Source organism: Nocardia sp. NPDC052254 (genome assembly GCF_040679495.1).
Lineage (GTDB): Bacteria > Actinomycetota > Actinomycetes > Mycobacteriales > Mycobacteriaceae > Nocardia.
In genome coordinates this window covers 40,956-60,566 of record NZ_JBFAUW010000017.1, presented here as the reverse complement: position 1 = coordinate 60,566, position 19,611 = coordinate 40,956, and the positions used below count along the sequence as shown (strand labels likewise).

Here is a 19,611-nt window from a genome sequence, read left to right as displayed (position 1 = left end):
CCCGATAGACGCGAATTGCTCTGAGGAGTAACAAAATTCGCCACCGAAGCCCGGAATCGAATCGTGATTCCGTGCGGTGGTCGAGCGCCCTGTCGCGCCGACGACCGCGACCCGTGAAGAAAGAAAGGAATACGAAATGGACGGCACAGTCGACTACGCCGCAATCCTCACCCAGATACTGACCTTCCTCAGTTCCGGATCGAGCATCGCGTACACCCCGAAGTAATCACCCCCATCGGAAAGGGAATATCGGATATGGATACCGGAAGCGCCGGACTCGGCAGTATCTTCACCGCACTGGCCACCCTGCTCTCCACCGGATCGGCGGTGTCGGTGACACCGGGCGCTTGATCGTGGTGCGGGCCCGGCCGTCGCGGGCCCGCACCATCGCCCGCCGCGATCCGTCCCGGTGGTCGTGAACAGTTCCGCAAGAAAGGTATTCGAATGAGCAACCCATTCGACGATGACGATGCCGAGTTCTACGTCCTGACCAATTCCGAAGGCGAGCATTCGCTGTGGCCGGTGTTCGCGGCCGTCCCGAGTGGATGGACGATCGTGTACGGGCCCCAGCTGCGTGGGCTCTGCCTCGACTACGTCGAATCGCATTGGACCGATATGCGTCCTGCCTCGCTGATCGAAGCCATGCGCCGGCACGCCCAGTGAATACCCCCGCGCCGCGACATGCCCCCACTCGGCACGTCGCGGCGCACACACCTACCGGGTGCTGCGGCGGGCGGCTATGCGGGGGTGACGATCTGGATGAGATTTCCGCAGGTGTCGTCGAATACGGCGGTGGTCACCGGGCCCGCGGCGAACGGCTGCTGGGTGAAGGTGACGCCCAGGCCGGTCAGCCGCTCGTGCTCGGCCTGCACGTCCGTGACCTGGAAGGATGCCGCCGGAATTCCGTCCGCGACCAGTCCGGATTTGTACGGGCCGACGACAGGATGGCTGTCGGGCTCGAGCAACAGTTCGGTGCCCTCGGGGTCCTCGGGTGAGACCAGCGTCAGCCACCGAGCCCCCGCACCCAGCGGAATGTCGTTCTTCTTGGTGAAGCCGAGTACGCCGGTGTAGAAGTCGAGGGCCTTCTGCTGGTCGTCGACGAAAACACTGGTGACATAGATTTTCACGGCGTCTGCCCTTTCCCGGTGATCGGCCACCGCTCGAAGATGGCGGCCAATGGTGTGGTGTCGAGGTCGTGGAACTTGTACCGCCCCTGCTTGCGCGTGCGGATCAGCCCGGCATCCTCCAGCACGGCCAAATGCTGGGATACGGCCTGGCGCGTCGAATTCAGTTGATGCCGTCCGGTCAGCCGGACGCAGATCTCGAACAATGTCTGGCCATCACGCTCGGCGAGTTCATCGAGAATGATTCGCCGAGTGGGGTCGGCAAGGGCCTTGAAGATATCGCCCACGAAGCCACCATAGGCAAGTGGATACTTGCCTGTCAACGACGGGCGGGCGAATTCGGAGCATCTTTCGCCCGCTGTCGCCGGCGCAGCAATGCGCGATGTAATGGGCTGCCATTCATCGCCATCGCCATCGCCATCGCCATCGCTGCCGCGGCGCCCTGCGGTGTCACCGGTCTGCGCAGTACGAGGGGAGCGACGACGATCGAGTCGATGGCGACCGGCGCAGGACGATGATGATCCAAAAAGCTAGCAATACTAGACATGCTAGCGAGCGCGATGTTATCGTAACTCCAGTATCTAGCGCCGCTAGAATTCAGGACGAGGAGTAGCGACATGACCTTCACCAGCAATGAGCAGCAGTTCCTCGCGGAGGCCGGGATCGGCCGGCTCGCCACGGTGTCGGCCGACGGCGTTGTGCAGAACAATCCGACCGGGTATCGGGTGAACGCCGACGGCACGATCGACATCGGGGGTATGCGGATGCGCGCCAGCCGGAAGTATCGGAATGTCGCGGCGGGCGGCCGGGTGTCATTCGTCGTCGACCAGCAGGTGTCATTGGAGCCGTACGTGATTCGCGGCATCGAGGTGCGTGGCACGGCCGAGGCGCTCGATGACGAGGAGCCGCCGTTCCAGTCTCAGGAGCGTGCGATCATCCGCATTCATCCCGAACGGATCATCTCCTGGGGAATCGACGGCGGATCCTTCGACTTCGCCGGCCGCGCCGCCGAGTAGAGCATCCAATGCGCTGGGGGAGTGGGTGAGCGGCGTCGACGGTGCCGCTTCAGCGCACTGCTGCTGAAGCCCGAAAAGTGGGTTGCCCTCGGCGGCCTTTTGCCCGGGATTCGATATGCCAATATCGATACCTCGCCGTGAGAGATAGCGGAATTGGTGCTCACCTTCCGGGATTCCGCTGGTGGCCGGATTTCTCACACCGGGCGATTCGGTGAGCGATACAGCCACCGACTTTTATCGTCACCCTGACGATTACAATGCCGTTCATGGGCAGTGGTTTTCGCCTCAATGCAGCGGTTGCGGTCGATTTGGTGGTTCTGACCCTGGGCGCTCGGCACACTGCCAACGACACTCTGTGTGGGTTGCTGGTGCAGCGGTTGTACGCGCCGTATCGCGGAAGATGGGCGTTGCCCGGGGGTTTCGTGCGGCCGGAGGAGAGTTTGTCGGCGGCAGCCGTGCGTGAATTGAAGGAAGAGACCGGACTTCGCGGGGATCGCATGCATTTGGAGCAGCTGGCGACCTACGGCGAACCCGGTCGTGATCCACGTGGGCGGGTCATCAGTACCGCCTATCTGGCGCTGGTGCCGAATCTGCCGCCGCCGCAGGCGGGGGCGGAGGCGACCGCGGCGGGGATCTGGTCGGTGGAGCAGCTGCTCGCCGAGCGGGGGCGGCTGGCCTTCGATCATCGGCGCATTCTCACCGACGGGGTCGAGCGGGCCCGGGCCAAGCTGGAATACACACCACTGGCCACCGCGTTCTGCGGATCGAATTTCACGGTCGCCGAATTACGGCGGGTCTACGAGGTCGTCTGGGGTACCGCGATCGATCCGCGCAATTTTCATCGCAAGGTCACCACCACACCGGGTTTCGTGGTCGCCACCGGCACCACGAGTACTCGCGACGGCGGCCGGCCCGCCAAACTCTATCGGGCCGGTCCCGCCAAGGTCCTGCATCCGCCGCTGATGCGACCGGCCTGATCGGACTGCGGCGAAACCGCCCGGGAAGTGGTAAAACCGGGAGTATGGCAGAGGTTTCGGCCGGGGCGGTGTCGGCGCCGGTGGTCGCCGGCCGGTCGGCGGAGTTCTGGGGCTATCTGATGTGGGGGCTGGCGGGTGTCGTCATCGCCGTCCCCGAACTGATCGCCGTCTTCGGCCTGGCCGACTGGCCGACCATCTCGAACACCGTGGGGCACCTGGAGTCGCAGCATTCCTGGGTGCGGCTGCTGGTCGTATTCGTGATCGTCGTGCTGGCCTACTACTCGCTTCCGCAGCTGGCCATGCCGCCGCAGCGCCCGGGCGCACTTCCGGGCCGGACCACCACCGCCAACGGCCGGATGACCGTCGATCCCGATGCCGTGCGCACCGAGGGGATCGGCGGCTACCTCGTGCTGGCCGGCGCCGCCCTGGCCGCCGCGATCGCCTTCGCCGCCGGTGCTCGCGCGGTCGATCCGGGCAGCTACACGGGCGCCTACGTGCTCTACGGAACCATCGCGGTGATGTGGGTGATCCTGCCCAGCGTGCTGTCGATGTTCTTCGCGCGGGAAGTGCCGTTTCCCACGCTGTTTCGCACCGTCGGCTACCTCGAGCGCCGCGCCGGATTCGTCGCAGCGGCGGTCCTCGGACTGCTGGCCATCCTGCTGATCCACCTGGCCCTCTACCCCTGGCCCCGGATGGACGGCTGAGCTACTCCCCGCGCGGCTGCCCGAACAGGACGACCTCCATCAGTGCCACCACCCGGTCGGGCGGGCACAGTCCCGTGTCGTCAGCGAAGACGCGACCCAGATCGACCACCAGCCCGAAACTCGCCTGCACCAGGATGCGCGCCTGCGCTTCGCTGAGGTCCGGCCGGACCGCGACCAGTAGGGTCACCCATTCGGCCACGATCAGCCGCTGGATGTTGCGCAGTACCGTGCGCTCCTCGGCGGGTACGTGACTGAACTCCGCGTAGTACACGAAGGTCAGTTCCCGTTCGGCGAAGGAACCGGCCACATACAGGTCGATCAGCTTCGACAGCGCCTCGGCAGGGTTGTTCGACGCGGTGGTGGCGGGGCCGATGGCGCCGGACACGCGATCGGCCGCCCGCCGGAACGCCGCCGCCAGCAGATCGCTCTTGCTGCGGTAGTACCGGTAGACCGCGGAGGCGGCCGAGAGGTCCGCGGCCGTGGCGATGTCCTCCACGCTCACATTCGGATAGCCGCGTTCGTGGAACAGTTCCACCGATTTCTTGAGCAGCAGTTCGTGTTTGAACGACTGCGGGATCTCCACCGTGCGCGAGTCACGGGTCGTTGCCGCGATCTGGGGAAGGTCGGCGCGGATGACGGCCCAGGCCGCCGAATTCAGTACTGCGGTAAGGGCTTTCACCGGCAGGGTGGCGTGGTGGTCGCCGATGCTGCTGACGATGCTGAGCAGCGACACCGCGCGCACCTGCCGATCCGGGCGGGCGAGTTCCGGTCGAAGTTCGCCGATCAGAGTCGTCAGCGCGCGGATGGAGGTGGTGAACTGCTGGTTCAGCGTCGCGTTGTCGGTCTCGTCGAGATAGCGGCCCTCCCAGCGCGCCAGGGTGACCGTCGGGCGGTTGGCGATGGTCGCCGCGATCATGGCGTCGAGCACCTTCGCCAGGCGCTGCTGCGCCGGGAGTTCGGCATCGGCGGCAGCGACCGTCGTCGAGGCCACGGTCAGGGTGCCCAGCCGCAGTAATTCCTCGCGGAACAGGGCGTATTTGCTCGGGTAGTGCCGATAGAGGGCGGCCGAGGAGATGCCGAGCTTGGAGGCGATGTCCTCCATGCTCACTCCGTGGTAGCCCAGGGAGCCGAAGGCTGCCGCCGAGGTCGCGGCGATCTGGGCGCGCCGATTCTTCGGGCGGCGTCGGATCACCCGCTCCTGCGGTTTTGTTGTCGGCTGTTCTGCGGGGCGTGCGGTGCCACGCTCTACGCTCACGGTTCCGGCCTGTCTGTGGTGCGGCGGCACTCCTCGGCACTCATGAATGCCATGGTAGTCACCGGATGAATTGCGGCTGTCCAGTGTTACCGCCGGTTCCGGGGAGTCGGTGCGGCGGTGGCGCCGTCCGTCCGCCGGGCTGAGCACCGCGGGTGACCGGATCACTCCGCTCGGCGACTCGGATGACCGGACCGGCGCACCGGAGGAGTTTTCCGGTGTGCGAGGAACGGCCGCCGATGTTGCCGGGCGAACGCTGAAAAATCCTATGCAACAAAGGATTATCCCCGCACTCCGGGGGGTGGCTTTCGGGCCCGCTGGCCTGGGCGAATGTCCAGGTTGCCGACGTGTATCGAAACAGCATCGTTTCGGCTCGTGTAGCTGGTTCGGGCAGCCCGCGGCACCGTAGGCTGCGCTGCGACTCGCCACCGATCGGCACCTGGCCGGCCGGGCTGAACGCGTCAGCGAAAGGGACTATCGATGCGCACGCTGGACCTGGAACGGATCATCCGGGCACCCCGCGCAGATGTCTTCGACTGGCTCACCGACGCAACCAACTACCAGCGCGTTCCCTCGATTCGCAGAGTCACGCCGGTACGGCCGGGCAATGTCTCCGAGCACGGTGTCGGCGCGGTGCGGCTGCTGGTCACTCCGTTGCTGCGAATCACCGAGGAGATCGTCGACTACGACCCGCCCGCACTGTTCCGCTATCGCGTGCTGAAGTCGCTGCCGCCCCTGCATCATCAGGACGGGACGGTCACCTTCGACGAGCATCCCGGCGGCACCAAGGTGTGCTGGCAGTCCCAATTCGAGGTCACCGCACCGCTGTTCGCCAAGGCGTGGACATTCGCATTGCTGCCCGCGGTGTATCTCGGCCTGCACTACGTGCTGGCCACCGCCGACCGGGAGCTGCGGCGCGACTGATACGACCGGCTCAGCTCAGCGCCGCCCATGCCATCTCGCGCAGGATCGGGCGGGCGCGCCCGGCGAGGGTGGGCGACGCGCTGTGCGGGGTGGAGTTGATCAGGCCGAAGGTGGCGTGCGCCATCACCCGGGCGGTGGGTTCGGGCAGGTCGGTACGTAGTTCGCGCAGGATCTCGACCCAGATCTCCACATATTGGCGCTGCAACCGGCGCACCTGGCGGCGGGCTGCCTCGGGCAGGCTCTCCAGATCACGGTCCTGAATCCGGATCAGCTCCGGCTCGCCCAGCGCGAAGTCGAGGTGGAATTCGATCAGCCCGGACAGTGCCTCGCGTGGTGAGCCGGCCCGCTGCGCGACATCGCGGCCGCCCTCGAACAGGCGGGTGCTGATACCGACCAGCAACTCCACCAGTACGGCTTCCTTGTTGGGGAAGTGGCGGTAGACCGCGGGGCCGCTGATTCCGGCGGCGGCGCCCAGATCGTCGAGCCGCACACCCGGAAATCCGCGATCGGCGATGAGCCGGGCGCCGGCATCGAGCAACTGTTGCCGACGCAGCGCCTTGAGCTGTTCACGGCGTGTGGGGGCGAGCGCCTCGCTCTGCTCCATCACCCCTCCTATCGGCAGGTCTGGACATTTCAGTTAGTCAAGATTATCTTGGATTCCAGTTATTAGCCACTAACCGAATGGGCAGGATGGCGTGATGACCCTGACACAGGACGTGTCGGCCGGTAACCGGTCCGCACATCTGGCGCTGCTCGACGAGCTGCGCGCGAAGCTGGCGGCGAGTGCGCTGGGCGGGCCGGAGCGCGCCCGCGAGCGGCATGTGGCGCGCGGCAAACTGCTGCCCCGGCAGCGGGTGGATCGGCTACTGGATCCTGGCAGTCCGTTCCTGGAGCTGTCCCCGCTGGCGGCCGACGGGATGTACGGCGGCGACTGCCCGGGTGCCGGGGTGATCGGCGGGATCGGGCGGGTGTCCGGACGGGAATGCGTGATCGTCGCCAACGACGCGACCGTCAAGGGCGGCACCTACTATCCGATGACGGTCAAGAAGCATCTGCGCGCCCAGGAAGTCGCGCTGCAGAACCATCTGCCGTGCGTCTATCTGGTGGATTCCGGTGGTGCGCACCTACCGCACCAGGACGACGTCTTCCCCGACCGCGAGCATTTCGGGCGCATCTTCTACAACCAGGCCACCATGAGCGCGCGGGGAATTCCGCAGATCGCGGCCGTGCTCGGTTCCTGCACGGCCGGTGGTGCCTACGTTCCCGCGATGAGTGACGAGGCGGTGATCGTGCGCAATCAGGGCACGATCTTCTTGGGCGGCCCGCCGCTGGTGAAGGCGGCGACCGGTGAGGTGGTCACCGCGGAGGAGCTCGGTGGCGGCGAATTGCATTCGCGCACATCCGGTGTCACCGATCATCTGGCCGACAGCGATGAGGACGCACTGCGTATCGTGCGCCGCATCGTCGGCACCTTCGCGCCGAAGACCCCGAGCCCGTGGGAGATCGCCGCGCCCGTCGCGGCCGTGGCGCCGCAATCGGAGCTCTACGACGTGGTCCCGGTGGACCTGCGCACACCCTACGACGTGCACGAGGTGATCGAGCGCGTCGTGGACGGTGGTGAGTTCCAGGAGTTCAAGGCCGAATACGGCCGCACGCTGGTCACCGGATTCGCGCGGATCCACGGTCATCCGGTGGGGATCGTCGCCAACAACGGTGTGCTGTTCGGTGAATCCGCCCAGAAGGGAGCGCATTTCATCGAACTGTGCGACAAGCGGGTGATTCCGCTGGTGTTCCTGCAGAACATCACCGGATTCATGGTGGGCCGCGATTACGAGGCGAGCGGTATCGCCAAACACGGCGCGAAGATGGTCACCGCGGTGGCCTGCGCGCGGGTACCGAAGCTCACCGTCGTGATCGGCGGATCGTATGGTGCGGGCAACTACTCGATGTGCGGGCGCGCGTATTCGCCACGCTTCCTGTGGATGTGGCCCAATGCCCGGATCTCGGTCATGGGTGGTGAGCAGGCCGCCTCGGTGCTCGCGACCGTGCGCGGTGATCAGCTCGGCGACGAGTGGACTGCCGAGAAGGAAGAAGAGTTCAAGGCGCCGATCCGCGACCAGTACGAGCATCAGGGCAATCCCTACTACTCCACCGCCCGGCTGTGGGACGACGGTGTGATCGACCCCGCCGATACCAGAACCGTGCTGGGCCTCGCGCTGTCGGTGTGTGCGCAGGCCCCCGTCGAACCCGTCTCCTACGGCGTATTCCGGATGTGATGGACATGCTGAACAAATCCCACCCGGTTCCCTTCGGTACCGTGCTCGTCGCCAATCGCGGCGAGATCGCGGTGCGGGTCATCCGGACCCTGCGCGCCATGGGCATTCGCTCGGTGGCGGTCTACAGCGATGCCGATACCGGTGCCCGGCACGTGGCCGAGGCCGATATCGCGGTGCGGCTCGGGCCGGCGCCGGCCCGGCAGAGCTATCTGGACATCGAGGCGGTGGTGGACGCCGCGGTGCGCTCCGGTGCGCAGGCGGTACATCCGGGTTACGGCTTCCTGTCGGAGAATTCGGCCTTCGCGGCCGCCCTGGAGACGGCGGGAATCGTCTTCCTCGGCCCGCCGGTGCGCGCCATCGAGGTGATGGGGGACAAGATCGCCGCCAAGACCGCGGTCGCCGATTTCGGGGTGCCGGTCGTTCCCGGAATCGCCCGGCCCGGACTCACCGACGCCGAATTGGTCGATGCCGCCGGCGATATCGGATATCCGGTCCTGGTGAAGCCGTCCGCCGGTGGCGGCGGTAAGGGTATGCGCCGGGTGGACGATCCCGCGGAACTGCCCGCCGCGCTGGTCAGCGCGCGGCGGGAGGCCGCGTCCGCATTCGGTGACGACACCTTGTTCCTGGAACGGTTCGTCGCGACACCGCGGCACATCGAGGTGCAGATTCTCGCCGACCGGTTCGGCAATGTGCTGCATCTGGGCGAACGGGAGTGCAGTCTGCAGCGCCGTCATCAGAAGGTCATCGAGGAGGCGCCCTCGCCGCTGCTGGATCCGCAGACGCGGGCCCGGATCGGTGCGGCCGCGTGCGATACCGCGCGCAGTGTCGACTATGTGGGTGCGGGCACGGTCGAATTCATCGTCTCCGCCGACCGGCCGGACGAGTTCTTCTTCATGGAGATGAACACCCGGCTGCAGGTGGAACATCCGGTGACCGAGATGGTCACCGGCGTGGATCTGGTGGAATGCCAGGTCCGGGTGGCGGCCGGGCAGAAGATCTCCGCCGAACAGGACGACATCCGGCTCACCGGACATGCGATCGAGGCCCGCGTCTACGCCGAGGATCCGGGGCGCGATTTCCTGCCCACCGGCGGCACGGTGCTGGCGCTCTCGGAGCCCGAAGGTGCGGGCGTGCGGGTGGATTCGGGCCTGCACACGGGCAGTGTGATCGGCAGCGACTACGACCCCATGCTGTCGAAGGTGATCGCCTACGGCCCCGACCGGGCGGTCGCGCTGTCCCGTCTCGATCAGGCCCTGGCCGGCACCCAGGTACTCGGGGTGCGGACCAATACCGACTTCCTGCGCTTCCTGCTGGCCGATCCGGACGTGATCGCCGGGCAACTCGACACCGGGCTGCTGGACCGGCGAGCCGGGGATTTCCGGCCCGCACCGGTCACCGACGACCAATTCGTGGCGGCGGCGGTATCGCGGTGGGTGCGATCGTGGCCGGCCGCGCCGCGCGGTCCCTGGGAGGTCCCGGACGGCTGGCGGATCGGGACCCCGGCGCCCACGGTGCATCGGCTCGAAGGCGGCGATCGCGTTGTGCACGTGGCGATCACGGGCATGCCGAGCGAGGCGCTCGTCTCGGTCGACGAGGGTGATCCGCGTTCGCTGATCGCCCACCTGGACGAGACCGTGCTGACCATGACGCTGGACGGTATCCGCATCCGCTACCGGGTCGCCGAGAACAGTGGTCCGATCTGGGTTGCCGGTGCCGATGGCCTGGCGGCCGTGCGTGAGGTCGCCGAACCCAGTCTGCGCGGTGCCGACGAACAGGTCGCCGACGCCGGAATACTCAGTCCCATGCCGGGTTCGGTGATCGCGGTGCACGTGGCGCCGGGCGCCGAGGTGGCCGCGGGCACCCCGGTCGTGGTGGTCGAGGCGATGAAGATGGAACACACCCTGACCGCGCCGGTCGCCGGGAAGGTTGAACTGCTGGTTGCGGCCGGTGATCAGGTGCAGGTCGAACAGGTCCTGGCGCGGATCATCGCCGAACCCATCGTGGACGATGCGGCCGGATCAGAGCAGAAAGAGGTAACCCCGTGACCGATTTCCTGTCCACCGGCACCCTGCCGGAGGAGTACCGGGATCTGGCGCTGACCGTCCGTGACTTCGCCAACCAGGTGGTCGCGCCGGTCGCCGCGAAACACGATGCCGCCCATACGTTCCCGTACGAAGTCGTGTCCGGGATGGCGGACATGGGCCTGTTCGGGCTCCCGTTCCCGGAGGAGTACGGCGGCATGGGCGGTGACTACTTCGCACTCTGCCTGGCACTCGAGGAGCTCGGCAAGATCGACCAGAGTGTGGCCATCACCCTCGAGGCCGGAGTGTCGCTGGGTGCCATGCCGGTCTACCGCTTCGGCAACGAGGCACAGAAGCAGCACTGGCTGCCGCAGTTGACCTCCGGCCGTGCGCTGGCCGGATTCGGACTCACCGAACCGGGTGCGGGCAGCGATGCCGGCGGCACCCGCACCACGGCCGTCCTCGACGGTGACGAGTGGATCATCAACGGCAGCAAGCAGTTCATCACCAACTCCGGCACCGATATCACCCGACTGGTGACGGTGACGGCGGTGACCGGTGAGACCGAGGGTCGCAAGGAGATCTCCACGATCCTGGTGCCCACCGACACTCCTGGTTTCGTCGCCGAACCCGCCTACAACAAGGTCGGCTGGCACGCCTCGGACACCCATCCGCTCAGCCTCACCGATGTTCGCGTGCCACAGGCGAATCTGCTCGGTGAGCGTGGTCGCGGATACGCCAACTTCCTGCGGATTCTGGACGAGGGGCGGATCGCCATCGCGGCGCTGTCGGTGGGCGCGGCACAGGGCTGCGTCGACGAGAGCGTGCGGTACGCCGGTGAGCGGGAGGCCTTCGGGCGCACCATCGGCCGCAATCAGGCCGTCGCGTTCAAGATCGCCCGGATGGAGGCGCGGGCACATGCCGCCCGCACCGCCTACTACGACGCGGCGGCACTGATGCTGGCGGGCAAGCCGTTCAAGAAACAGGCCGCCATCGCCAAACTCGTCGCCAGCGAAGCGGCCATGGACAATTCCCGGGACGCCACCCAGATCTTCGGTGGATACGGCTTCATGAACGAATACGCCGTCGCCCGTCACTACCGGGATTCGAAGATTCTGGAAATCGGCGAGGGCACCACGGAGGTTCAGCTGATGCTGATCGGACGGGAGCTGGGGCTGTGAGCGAATCGAACGGCGCGCCCCTGCGCCGGGTGGTGCAGCGCGGACTGTGGTTCGAGGAACTGGAAGTCGGTGTGCTGTACGAACACCGGCCCGGACGGACCATTACCGAGGCGGACAACGTCCTGTTCACCACGCTGACGATGAACACCCAGGCACTGCATCTGGATGCGGCCTTCTCCGACGCGCTGCCGCCGTTCAACCAGCGGCTGGTCAATTCGATGTTCACCCTGTCCACCCTGGTGGGACTTTCGGTGGCACAGCTGACGCAGGGCACCATCGTGGGCAATCTCGGATTCTCCGAGATCGCCTTCCCGAAGCCGGTGTTCCACGGCGACACCCTGTACGCCGAGACGCTGGTGACCGGCAAGCGCGCATCGAAAAGCCGTCCGGGCGAGGGTATTGCGACCTTCGCGCACACCGGCCGCAATCAACACGGCGATGTGGTGGCGACCGCGGTGCGCAAGACCCTGGTCCGGCTGCGACCGGACGGTGAGGAGCAGGCATGAGCTGGGAACTTCCGGGGCCGGCATGGCTGTTCTGCCCGGCCGACCGTGCCGAGCGCTACGAAAAGGCCGCCGCCGCTGCCGATGTGGTGATCCTGGATCTGGAGGACGGTGTCGGCGCGGGTGACAAGGAGGCGGCGCGCGAGGCGCTGATGCTCACGCCGCTCGACCCCGCCCGCACGGTGGTCCGGGTGAACGCCGCCGGGACCGATGATTTCGACGCCGATCTGACAGCGCTGGCCGCCACCGCCTATCGCCGCATCATGCTGCCGAAATGTGAGTCCGCGCAACAGGTCTCGCTGCTGTCGGAGTACGAGGTCATCGCGCTGTTCGAATCTCCGCTCGGTGCGCTGCGCACCGAAGAGGTCATGGCGCAGCGCAATGTGATCGCGTCCATGGCGGGGGCGGAGGATCTCGTGGCCGGGCTGGGTGGCAATTCCAGCCGTCGCGCCGACGGGGCCTATCGCGATGTGGCGCGGCATCTGCGCTCGACGGCGTTGCTGGCGGCCAAGGCGTACGGGAAGCTCGCACTCGACTCGGTGTATCTGGATATCGCCGATCTGGCCGGGCTGCGGGCGGAATCCGATGAGGCCGTCGCGGTGGGATATGACGTGAAAGTGGCGATCCACCCGAAGCAGCTCGTCGAGATTCGCGCCGCCTACGCGCCGTCGGTCGACGAAATCGACTGGGCGCGCAGGGTATTGGCCGAGGTGCCGAACAATCGCGGTGTGTTCACCTTCGAAGGACGCATGGTGGACGGGCCGGTGCTGCGCCATGCCGAGCGGATTCTGCAGCGAGCCGAGGCCCGGTAGGAAATGTGGTGGGCACCGGCAGCTCCGCAGTGCGGCACGCGTCCTTCGGCGACTCGTCGCATTCGATTCCGCGCCGGGCGTCGGCTGACTAGCGTGGACCTGCGGACTGCCGGGCCGCGGCGCATCCGTTCGTCCGGCTCGTCCGGAGTCGAGACCGGCCGGAGAACTTCTCGAACGGTGGTAGGAGAGTGATGGTGCAACCGCAGTGGGAGCCCAGTGCGCAGGATGTGGCCGCGGCGCGGATCACCGACTTCGCGCGCTTCGCCGGGGCTCGGACGGGCCGGGAATTCGCTGGGTACCAGCAGCTGTGGCAGTGGTCGGTGCAGGACCTGACCGGCTTCTGGGGTGCGGTCTGGGAGTATTTCGAACTCGGTGCGGCACCCGAGACGGTGCTGTCGGGCACGGATATGCCCGGTGCGCGGTGGTTTCCTGGCAGCACACTGAACTACGTCGACCAGGTCGCCCGGCAGGCGCGCACCGATCGCCCGGCCATCGTGTACGCCGACGAGGACGGCGAGCTGACCGAGATCACCTGGTCGGAACTGCTCGGGCGGACCGCCTCGTTCGCGGCGACCCTGCGCGAACTGGGTGTGCGGCCCGGTGACCGGGTGATCGGCTACCTGCCGAATATCGCCGAGACCGTGATCGCCTTCCTCGGCACCGCCGCGCTCGGCGCGGTGTGGAGCGCCTGCGGACAGGACTATTCGGCCAAGGCGGCACTGGATCGGCTGGGGCAGCTCGAACCGGTCGTCCTGGTGACCGCGGACGGATACCGCTTCGGCGGCAAGTCGCATGACAAGACCGGCGATATCGCGGCACTGCGGGCCGGTTTGCCGACGGTCCGCGCGACGGTGGTGGTGTCGCAACTGGGCGTCGCCGTGCCGGATACGTTGAACTGGGACTCCGCCGCGGCGCCGACCGGCGCCGAATTGCACACCGAGCAGGTCGATTTCGCACATCCGCTCTGGATCCTGTTCTCGTCGGGAACCACCGGACTGCCGAAGGGGATCGTGCACGGGCACGGCGGTGTGCTCCTGGAACATCTCAAAGCCGCGGCGCTGCAATCCGATATCGGCCGCGACGACGTGTTCTTCTGGTACACCAGCCCCAGCTGGATGATGTGGAATTTCCAGGTCGCCGGACTGCTGGTGGGCGCCACCATCGTCTGCTACGACGGCAGCCCCACCCATCCGCGACCGGATTCGCTGTTCGACCTCGCCGCCCGCACCCGCACGACGGTGCTGGGCACGAGCCCCGGATACGTCCTGGCGTGCATCAAGGCCGGTGCGGTACCGCGCCGCGACCACGATCTGTCGGCGCTGCGCGCGGTCGGCATCACCGGCTCCTCGCTGCCGCCGTCCTCGGCACTGTGGTTGCGCGACAATGTCGGTGAGCGAGTCCAGGTCAACTCGATCAGTGGCGGCACCGACGTGGTGTCGGCCTTCATCGGTGGGGTGCGCACCGTCCCGGTCTGGCCGGGTGAGTTGTCCGCACCCTTCCTGGGGTCGGCTGTGGATGCCTGGGACGAGTCCGGCCGACCCGTCCGCGACGAGGTGGGCGAGCTGGTGATCACCGCCCCGATGCCGTCCATGCCGGTCTCGTTCTGGAACGATCCCGACGGAGCACGTTATCGCGCAGCCTATTTCGAGATGTTCCCCGGCACCTGGCGGCACGGTGACTGGATCACCATCACCGGTCACGGCAGCATCGTCGTCCACGGCCGTTCCGATTCCACCCTGAACCGCCAGGGTATCCGCATGGGCTCCGCCGACATCTACCAAGCGGTGGAACAACTTCCGGAGATCGCCGAGGCCCTGGTCATCGGCGCCGAACAACCCGACGGCGGCTACTGGATGCCACTGTTCGTCACCCTGGCCCCGGGTTACGACCTCACCGACGAGGTGCGCAAGCGGATCAAAGACACCATCCGCAGCGAAGTCTCACCCCGCCATGTCCCCGACGAGATCATCGCCGCCCCGGGCATTCCCCACACCCGCACCGGGAAGAAACTCGAGGTCCCGATCAAGAAATTGTTCCAGGGCGCGGATGTGGACCGGGTGGTGGAACGCAGCGCGGTCGACAATCCGGATCTGCTGAGTTGGTATGCGGTGGTGCAGGTTCCGGCAACGGGCAAGTAGCGCTGTTCGGGGTCGAGGCGCGTCCCTCGTCCGGTACGTACCCGCCGCACCGCTCGTAGTTCTGCCCGGTCGCCAGATCGTGGATGTCGGTGAGTTCCGGTGGTATCCGGCCACGAAGGTGCCGAAGATCCGGGACGATCAGCAACTCGATCCGATGCATCTGGACGTGATCGAGAAGCGCCTCGGGGACGATGAGTCGGCGGCGAGGATGGGCCGCTGGCGGAACAAGTCGATGAGCGCCTCGTGCAGGGCCGTGGGCATGGGTCCACACCAGCGGCGCTAAGCGACATCGAATTACCTGTTCAAGCGGCTATTTCTGTGGATGCGCCGACCGTTAGGCGGCCGTCGACCATGTGATGGACCGCGTTCATCCGGTGCAGGTGTGCGCGGTCGTGGGTGACCAGGAGGGTGGCGGCGTGGTGTTCGTGGACCACGCCGAGGATGAGGTCGATGATGGCGGCGCCGCGTTCCTGATCGAGGGCGCTGGTGGGTTCGTCGACCACCAGCAGGTCGGGTTCGTGCATCAGGGCGCGGGCGATGTTCACCCGCTGGCGCTGGCCGCCGGAGAGCTGGGCGGGGCGTTTGTTCTCGTGACCGCTCAAGCCGACGGACTCGAGCAGATCCATTGCCTGCGAGCGGATTCGGCGGCGCAAACGCGGGGCGAGGATCGTGTGGCCGCCCAGACGCCGCATGACCTCGAGTTGTTCGACTGCGGTGAGCGCGGGGATCAGGTTCGGTTGCTGGAAGACGATGCCGATTCGCTCCCGGCGCAGGGAGGTGGCCTCGCGTCGGCTCGTCCTGGCGAGATCGACACTGCTGCCGCCGGTTTCGAGCATTATGCGACCGGAGTCGGGGCGCACCAATGTCGACACCGTGGCCAGCAGGCTCGACTTTCCCGACCCGGAAGGTCCGGTGATGGCGGCGATCTCGCCGCCGCGCACGGTCAGATCCACCCGGTCGAGGGCGGTGACGCGGTCGTCGCCGTCGGGGTAGGTGAGGGTGAGGCCGGTGACGGTCAGGGTGGTGGGTGCGGGGGTCGCGGACATCGAGAACTCCTGTGCGGTAACCGGAATCAGCGGGATTGGTCGAGCGCGGTGAGCGGGTCGGCCGTGACGAGGAAGCGCAGGGCGAAGACCGCGCCGAGCAGGCCGAGCCCGATCAGGGCCAGGGCGGGCAGCACCGTCGTGGCGATGCCGAGGACGAACGGGACATTGCCGCCGATGAACGCGCCGGCCACCGCCGTCACACCCACGCCGATGCCGACACCGATGAGCAGCACGATCAGCGCCTGTCCCAGCGCATCACGAATCAGCGATCCGGTGGTGGCGCCCAAGGCTTTCAGCGTCGCGACATCCGGTGCGCGCTGGATGGTCCACACGGTGAAGAAGGCGCCGATGACCAAGGCGGAGATGACGAACAGCAGCACCGTCATCAAGGTCAGGGAACCGTTCTCGGCCTGATACGAGCCGATGGCCCGCAAGGAACCGTCGGCACTGGTGGTGCGGGTGTGGGCGGCCCCGTTCAGCGCGTCGATATCGTGGGTGCCGGAGGCGGCCAGGATGGTGGCCGCGCCGCCGCGAGGGGTGAGCTGCTGCCAATCCGCCAGCGTCGTCCACACGACCGGAGTGTGCGCGTACCAGTCGTCGTCACCGATTTCGGCGACGGTGAAGGTCTGCGCGCCGATCGTGACTCGCGCACCCGGCGCCGCCGAGAGCCGGTCGGCGGCGGCCCTGCTCAGCACGACGGTGCCGGATTCGGTGGCGACGCGATCGCCGAACACGGTCCCGTCGACACCGAATATCGCGACCTGAACCGGCGCCACACCGTCGCGACCGGCCTGACCGCGGCTGATGCCGATCGGATCGGCCCTGCCACCGGCCCGCTGCCAGGTCCGCACCTGTTCGGCGGTCAGCACCGAGGAGTCGAACGACGGGTCGGCCCCGGTATCGGCGAACACCACCGTCGCGCCGGACAGCTTCTGCACCGCGGAAATATTCTGATGCGCGAGCCCGGCCGTGAGGCCGCTCAGAAAACTCACCAGCAGTGCCACCATGGCGACCACCAGCGTGATGAGCAGAAATCGGCCGCGGGCGGCCCGCAGATCTCGCAGTGCGACGAACATGACTCCACAGTCGCGCGGCGGGCCCGGGCCGGCATCGCCATCGCGGACACCTCGCCGCCACCGACGGTGGGGTGATGCTTACTCCTTTCGATGGATACGTGGTCACATGCCAGGCAGTGCCCGCGTGTCGATCATGTTGCCGCGCTCCCTGATTCGCGAACCTGCTGCGGAGCCTCGAGAACGCGCCGGCGGAGGAACGACAACTCGGCGGCGACGGCCGGTTCGAACTCGTCCAGATAGGTCGCGTAGTGCCCGCCCGGCAGGCGGACCACTTCCGCGTCCGGCGCCAGCTCGGCCACCCGCAGGGCCGGTGCGGCCAGTGCCGAGCGGTCCTGGTCGCAGGCGATGACCAGCAGTGGACAGCGGATCCTTTCCGCGAACCGTCCGGGCCGATAGAAACCCGTGCGTGCGGCCGAACGCGCGGCCACCGCCTGCTGCCAATCCGGATACCGGTTGCCGGGATCGAGGGCGCGTGCCATGTCCGCGGCATCGGGAGTGGTGAGGGCGGCGACCGTTCCGGGGCGGCCCGCCAATGGCACCAGCCGGGGTGCGCGGCCGAATACCGCGCCCACCGCGTCGAGCACGGCTCGGCCGGTGAACCGCAGCAGGGTGCGGGGTCGCTGATGGCGAGATGCGTTGCGCGAGATGGCCTGACCGTCGGCATGCGGGGATTGGGCGATGACCGCGGCGAGGTCGGTGTGCTGGGCGGCCAGCTGGAGAACATGGCCGCCGGACAGCGAATGTCCCCAGAGCACGAGTCGCGCGGGATCGACCTCCGGCAGGCCGGCCGCGACCTCGATCGCGGCTCGCCAGTCCGCCAGTTGTTCCCCGATCCGCACGACCTGCCGGGGCTGCCCGCCACTCTCGCCGAGGTGGCGGTAGTCGAAGGCGAGCACCGTGTATCCGGCGTCGTGGAAGCGTGCGGCGAAGCGGTCGGTGCCGGGCTCCTTGGTCACCGCGATCGCACCCGCCATGATCACGCAGCCGCCGTTGCGGCCCGGATGGTGCCAGGCGACGCATTCGGTGTCACCGCTGGTGAAGTGGATCTTTTTTCGTTCGATGGACATCAGCGCCACCACCCGTGGTTGCGGTAGCGACGCTCCCAGAGCACCGAATTGACGATCGCCACCGGTCCGGGCATCGCCGCGAGAAAGGTCTTGCGTTGCCGCGCCGTGGTGTCGTCGAGGACCCAGGGGACGTAGACCGCCGCGCCGGACGGGCCCTGTCGGCGTGCCATCGCACCACGGAACGCATCCCAATCCTTCGAGGTCAGGACTTCCTGGATGAGGGGGAGTGCGCTGTTCTCCTCATGTTCCATATGGTCGCCGAGAATGCGGGCCAGGGTGGTGATCCGGTCGTCGAGATCGTTGTCCGGGGCACGAAAGCCCTCCTCGACGGCTGTCAGGGCCGGATGCAGTGCCGCGTGCTCGGCCGCCATCTCCGCCATCAGGGCGCGATCGGCCGGCCGGTCGCCCAGCGCCGCCGAAACCCGCGGCCACAGCACGGCATCCTCCACGGTGTGGTGCACATCCAGTTGGCGGACGAAGTTCGCCCAGCCCGCCCGCACTCCCGGCCGGTCGGCAGCACCGTCGCCGACGGCGGTGGCGAGCCGATCCAAATCGCGACGGAACGCATCGTGAGTTGCGTACATGACAGCGAAATCTATTGTCATGAAATACCTTTCAGTGTTCGAACGCCGGCGCGTCGGCTGCTGCCCAGGCGCCGAAATCGAGTGCCGGACGACCCAGGAGTTGTTCGACGGTGTCGGTGGTCGGGCCTGGCGCGGCGGCGTAGCCGGCCAGCGATCCGAGTGAGCGGGCCACGATCTCCTCGGACAACCCCTGTGCCGCCATCGCCGCCCGTATCTGGTCCGGGGGCAGTTCGAGAAATGACAGTTCGCGGCCGATCGCGGCACCGATGAGGTGGACCCGGGCGCGCTGGGTGAGCGAGCGAGGGCCGGTGAGCAGATAGCTGTGGCCGCTGTGGCCGTCCGCGGTCAACGCGCGTACCGCCACCTCGGCTACGTCACGCTGATGAATCGGGGAGGCGGCGGCATCGCCGTACGCGCCGCGCACGATATTTCCCGCCCGGATCTGTGGCGCCCAGCTCAGGGCATTCGCGTCGAAATCGGCGCAGCGCAGCAGCGTCCACGCCAGACCCGACCCGATGGCCGCGGACTCCAGCCGCCGGAAACCCTCCGCGAATCGTGGTTCTCCGACCGGATATTCGACCGAGGACGCCGAGATCACGACGACCCGGCGAGCGCCGTGCCGATCGGCGGCCGCGAGCAGATCGCCCGCCGACGCCATGATCGCCCGCGAACTCAGCAGCACCGAATCGACTCCGTGCCAGGCGGTCTCGGGGATCGGGGCCGCGCTGGGGTCGGCCTCGATCACGCGCGCGTCGGTGGGCAGGCCGGCCGTGGCGGGTGTGCGGGTGAGAGCGGTGACTTCGGCGCCCGCTGCGGTCAGCAGGCCGATGACCTCGCGGCCGATGGTCCCGGTCGCACCGATGACAACGATCATCGCGACTCCTTCGAATCGTTCCGGTGGATGATTCCA

Annotated in this window: 20 protein-coding genes; 11 read left to right on the top strand and 9 right to left on the bottom strand. The window is 67.3% G+C overall.

Annotated elements, in window-relative coordinates; genetic code table 11:
• Positions 1-444: 444 nt before the first annotated feature.
• The gene (locus AB0L57_RS28885; RefSeq protein WP_364968699.1) at positions 445-663 is read left to right on the top strand and encodes an MbtH family protein; all 219 of its coding nucleotides are present in this window, start codon (positions 445-447) and stop codon (positions 661-663) included.
• A 74-nt stretch (positions 664-737) separates the two neighbouring features.
• Here AB0L57_RS28885 and AB0L57_RS28880 read toward each other — a convergent pair whose 3' ends face one another.
• Positions 738-1,127 carry a VOC family protein gene (locus AB0L57_RS28880; protein WP_364968697.1) on the bottom strand — a complete coding sequence of 130 codons (390 nt, stop codon included), beginning with the start codon at positions 1,125-1,127 and terminating at the stop codon, positions 738-740.
• On the bottom strand, positions 1,124-1,411 hold the full coding sequence (locus AB0L57_RS28875; RefSeq protein WP_364968695.1) for a metalloregulator ArsR/SmtB family transcription factor: 288 nt from the start codon (positions 1,409-1,411) through the stop codon (positions 1,124-1,126). The genes AB0L57_RS28880 and AB0L57_RS28875 overlap by 4 nt, the downstream gene beginning before the upstream one ends.
• Before the next feature lie 330 nt (positions 1,412-1,741).
• Between AB0L57_RS28875 and AB0L57_RS28870 the strand changes: the two genes are divergently transcribed.
• The 3 genes from AB0L57_RS28870 to AB0L57_RS28860 all read left to right on the top strand — a co-directional run bounded on the left by AB0L57_RS28870 (position 1,742) and on the right by AB0L57_RS28860 (position 3,821).
• Positions 1,742-2,140, top strand: coding sequence for a PPOX class F420-dependent oxidoreductase (locus tag AB0L57_RS28870; RefSeq protein ID WP_364968693.1), 399 nt, complete (start codon positions 1,742-1,744; stop codon positions 2,138-2,140).
• 266 nt (positions 2,141-2,406) lie between these two features.
• A complete protein-coding gene (locus AB0L57_RS28865; protein ID WP_364968691.1) occupies positions 2,407-3,117 on the top strand; it encodes an NUDIX domain-containing protein in 711 nt (236 codons plus the stop codon).
• A 44-nt stretch (positions 3,118-3,161) separates the two neighbouring features.
• On the top strand, positions 3,162-3,821 hold the full coding sequence (locus tag AB0L57_RS28860) for a hypothetical protein (RefSeq protein WP_364968689.1): 660 nt from the start codon (positions 3,162-3,164) through the stop codon (positions 3,819-3,821).
• A 1-nt stretch (position 3,822) separates the two neighbouring features.
• Here the strand turns inward: AB0L57_RS28860 and AB0L57_RS28855 are convergent, their stop codons facing one another.
• Positions 3,823-5,076: a TetR/AcrR family transcriptional regulator gene (locus tag AB0L57_RS28855; RefSeq protein WP_364968686.1), complete on the bottom strand. Its 1,254-nt coding sequence runs from the start codon at positions 5,074-5,076 to the stop codon at positions 3,823-3,825.
• A gap of 477 nt (positions 5,077-5,553) precedes the next feature.
• Between AB0L57_RS28855 and AB0L57_RS28850 the strand changes: the two genes are divergently transcribed.
• Positions 5,554-5,997 (top strand): SRPBCC family protein, encoded by a 444-nt coding sequence (locus AB0L57_RS28850; RefSeq protein WP_364968682.1) that lies wholly within the window; start codon positions 5,554-5,556, stop codon positions 5,995-5,997.
• A 10-nt stretch (positions 5,998-6,007) separates the two neighbouring features.
• On the opposite strand, the gene AB0L57_RS28845 is transcribed toward AB0L57_RS28850, so the two are convergent.
• Positions 6,008-6,601 (bottom strand): TetR/AcrR family transcriptional regulator, encoded by a 594-nt coding sequence (locus AB0L57_RS28845; protein WP_364968679.1) that lies wholly within the window; start codon positions 6,599-6,601, stop codon positions 6,008-6,010.
• 94 nt (positions 6,602-6,695) lie between these two features.
• Here AB0L57_RS28845 and AB0L57_RS28840 point away from each other — a divergent pair, with 94 nt between their 5' ends.
• The 6 genes from AB0L57_RS28840 to AB0L57_RS28815 all read left to right on the top strand — a co-directional run bounded on the left by AB0L57_RS28840 (position 6,696) and on the right by AB0L57_RS28815 (position 14,928).
• Entirely contained in the window at positions 6,696-8,273 is a 1,578-nt protein-coding gene (locus tag AB0L57_RS28840; protein ID WP_364968677.1) for a carboxyl transferase domain-containing protein, read from the top strand.
• Positions 8,274-8,278: 5 nt separating this feature from the next.
• Positions 8,279-10,318, top strand: coding sequence for an acetyl/propionyl/methylcrotonyl-CoA carboxylase subunit alpha (locus tag AB0L57_RS28835; RefSeq protein ID WP_364968674.1), 2,040 nt, complete (start codon positions 8,279-8,281; stop codon positions 10,316-10,318).
• Positions 10,315-11,475 (top strand): acyl-CoA dehydrogenase family protein, encoded by a 1,161-nt coding sequence (locus tag AB0L57_RS28830; RefSeq protein WP_364968672.1) that lies wholly within the window; start codon positions 10,315-10,317, stop codon positions 11,473-11,475. The genes AB0L57_RS28835 and AB0L57_RS28830 overlap by 4 nt, the downstream gene beginning before the upstream one ends.
• Positions 11,472-11,981 carry a MaoC family dehydratase gene (locus tag AB0L57_RS28825; protein ID WP_364968670.1) on the top strand — a complete coding sequence of 170 codons (510 nt, stop codon included), beginning with the start codon at positions 11,472-11,474 and terminating at the stop codon, positions 11,979-11,981. Before AB0L57_RS28830 ends, AB0L57_RS28825 begins: the two co-directional genes overlap by 4 nt.
• Entirely contained in the window at positions 11,978-12,790 is an 813-nt protein-coding gene (locus tag AB0L57_RS28820; protein WP_364968668.1) for a CoA ester lyase, read from the top strand. The genes AB0L57_RS28825 and AB0L57_RS28820 overlap by 4 nt, the downstream gene beginning before the upstream one ends.
• Positions 12,791-12,981: 191 nt before the next feature.
• Complete coding sequence (locus AB0L57_RS28815) at positions 12,982-14,928, top strand: acetoacetate--CoA ligase (protein WP_364968666.1); 1,947 nt, start codon at positions 12,982-12,984, stop codon at positions 14,926-14,928.
• 302 nt (positions 14,929-15,230) lie between these two features.
• On the opposite strand, the gene AB0L57_RS28810 is transcribed toward AB0L57_RS28815, so the two are convergent.
• The 5 genes from AB0L57_RS28810 to AB0L57_RS28790 form a co-directional block, all read right to left on the bottom strand.
• Entirely contained in the window at positions 15,231-15,974 is a 744-nt protein-coding gene (locus AB0L57_RS28810) for an ABC transporter ATP-binding protein (protein ID WP_364968663.1), read from the bottom strand.
• A 26-nt stretch (positions 15,975-16,000) separates the two neighbouring features.
• Positions 16,001-17,050: an ABC transporter permease gene (locus AB0L57_RS28805; protein WP_364968661.1), complete on the bottom strand. Its 1,050-nt coding sequence runs from the start codon at positions 17,048-17,050 to the stop codon at positions 16,001-16,003.
• A gap of 131 nt (positions 17,051-17,181) precedes the next feature.
• On the bottom strand, positions 17,182-18,117 hold the full coding sequence (locus AB0L57_RS28800; protein WP_364968658.1) for an alpha/beta hydrolase: 936 nt from the start codon (positions 18,115-18,117) through the stop codon (positions 17,182-17,184).
• Positions 18,117-18,701 carry a hemerythrin domain-containing protein gene (locus AB0L57_RS28795; protein ID WP_364968655.1) on the bottom strand — a complete coding sequence of 195 codons (585 nt, stop codon included), beginning with the start codon at positions 18,699-18,701 and terminating at the stop codon, positions 18,117-18,119. The genes AB0L57_RS28800 and AB0L57_RS28795 overlap by 1 nt, the downstream gene beginning before the upstream one ends.
• A gap of 31 nt (positions 18,702-18,732) precedes the next feature.
• Positions 18,733-19,575 (bottom strand): NAD(P)H-binding protein, encoded by an 843-nt coding sequence (locus tag AB0L57_RS28790; protein WP_364968652.1) that lies wholly within the window; start codon positions 19,573-19,575, stop codon positions 18,733-18,735.
• Positions 19,576-19,611: the final 36 nt, after the last annotated feature.

What these genes read in the sequence shown, in the direction of transcription:
- AB0L57_RS28820 (WP_364968668.1), top strand. Translation starts at nt 11,978, where the DNA reads ATGAGCTGGGAACTTCCGGGGCCGGCATGGCTGTTCTGCCCGGCCGAC.
- AB0L57_RS28810 (WP_364968663.1), bottom strand. Translation starts at nt 15,974, where the DNA reads ATGTCCGCGACCCCCGCACCCACCACCCTGACCGTCACCGGCCTCACC.
- AB0L57_RS28800 (WP_364968658.1), bottom strand. Translation starts at nt 18,117, where the DNA reads ATGTCCATCGAACGAAAAAAGATCCACTTCACCAGCGGTGACACCGAA.
- AB0L57_RS28840 (WP_364968677.1), top strand. Translation starts at nt 6,696, where the DNA reads ATGACCCTGACACAGGACGTGTCGGCCGGTAACCGGTCCGCACATCTG.
- AB0L57_RS28845 (WP_364968679.1), bottom strand. Translation starts at nt 6,601, where the DNA reads ATGGAGCAGAGCGAGGCGCTCGCCCCCACACGCCGTGAACAGCTCAAG.
- AB0L57_RS28790 (WP_364968652.1), bottom strand. Translation starts at nt 19,575, where the DNA reads ATGATCGTTGTCATCGGTGCGACCGGGACCATCGGCCGCGAGGTCATC.
- AB0L57_RS28815 (WP_364968666.1), top strand. Translation starts at nt 12,982, where the DNA reads ATGGTGCAACCGCAGTGGGAGCCCAGTGCGCAGGATGTGGCCGCGGCG.
- AB0L57_RS28865 (WP_364968691.1), top strand. Translation starts at nt 2,407, where the DNA reads ATGGGCAGTGGTTTTCGCCTCAATGCAGCGGTTGCGGTCGATTTGGTG.
- AB0L57_RS28835 (WP_364968674.1), top strand. Translation starts at nt 8,279, where the DNA reads ATGCTGAACAAATCCCACCCGGTTCCCTTCGGTACCGTGCTCGTCGCC.
- AB0L57_RS28860 (WP_364968689.1), top strand. Translation starts at nt 3,162, where the DNA reads ATGGCAGAGGTTTCGGCCGGGGCGGTGTCGGCGCCGGTGGTCGCCGGC.
- AB0L57_RS28850 (WP_364968682.1), top strand. Translation starts at nt 5,554, where the DNA reads ATGCGCACGCTGGACCTGGAACGGATCATCCGGGCACCCCGCGCAGAT.
- AB0L57_RS28795 (WP_364968655.1), bottom strand. Translation starts at nt 18,701, where the DNA reads ATGTACGCAACTCACGATGCGTTCCGTCGCGATTTGGATCGGCTCGCC.
- AB0L57_RS28885 (WP_364968699.1), top strand. Translation starts at nt 445, where the DNA reads ATGAGCAACCCATTCGACGATGACGATGCCGAGTTCTACGTCCTGACC.
- AB0L57_RS28805 (WP_364968661.1), bottom strand. Translation starts at nt 17,050, where the DNA reads ATGTTCGTCGCACTGCGAGATCTGCGGGCCGCCCGCGGCCGATTTCTG.
- AB0L57_RS28870 (WP_364968693.1), top strand. Translation starts at nt 1,742, where the DNA reads ATGACCTTCACCAGCAATGAGCAGCAGTTCCTCGCGGAGGCCGGGATC.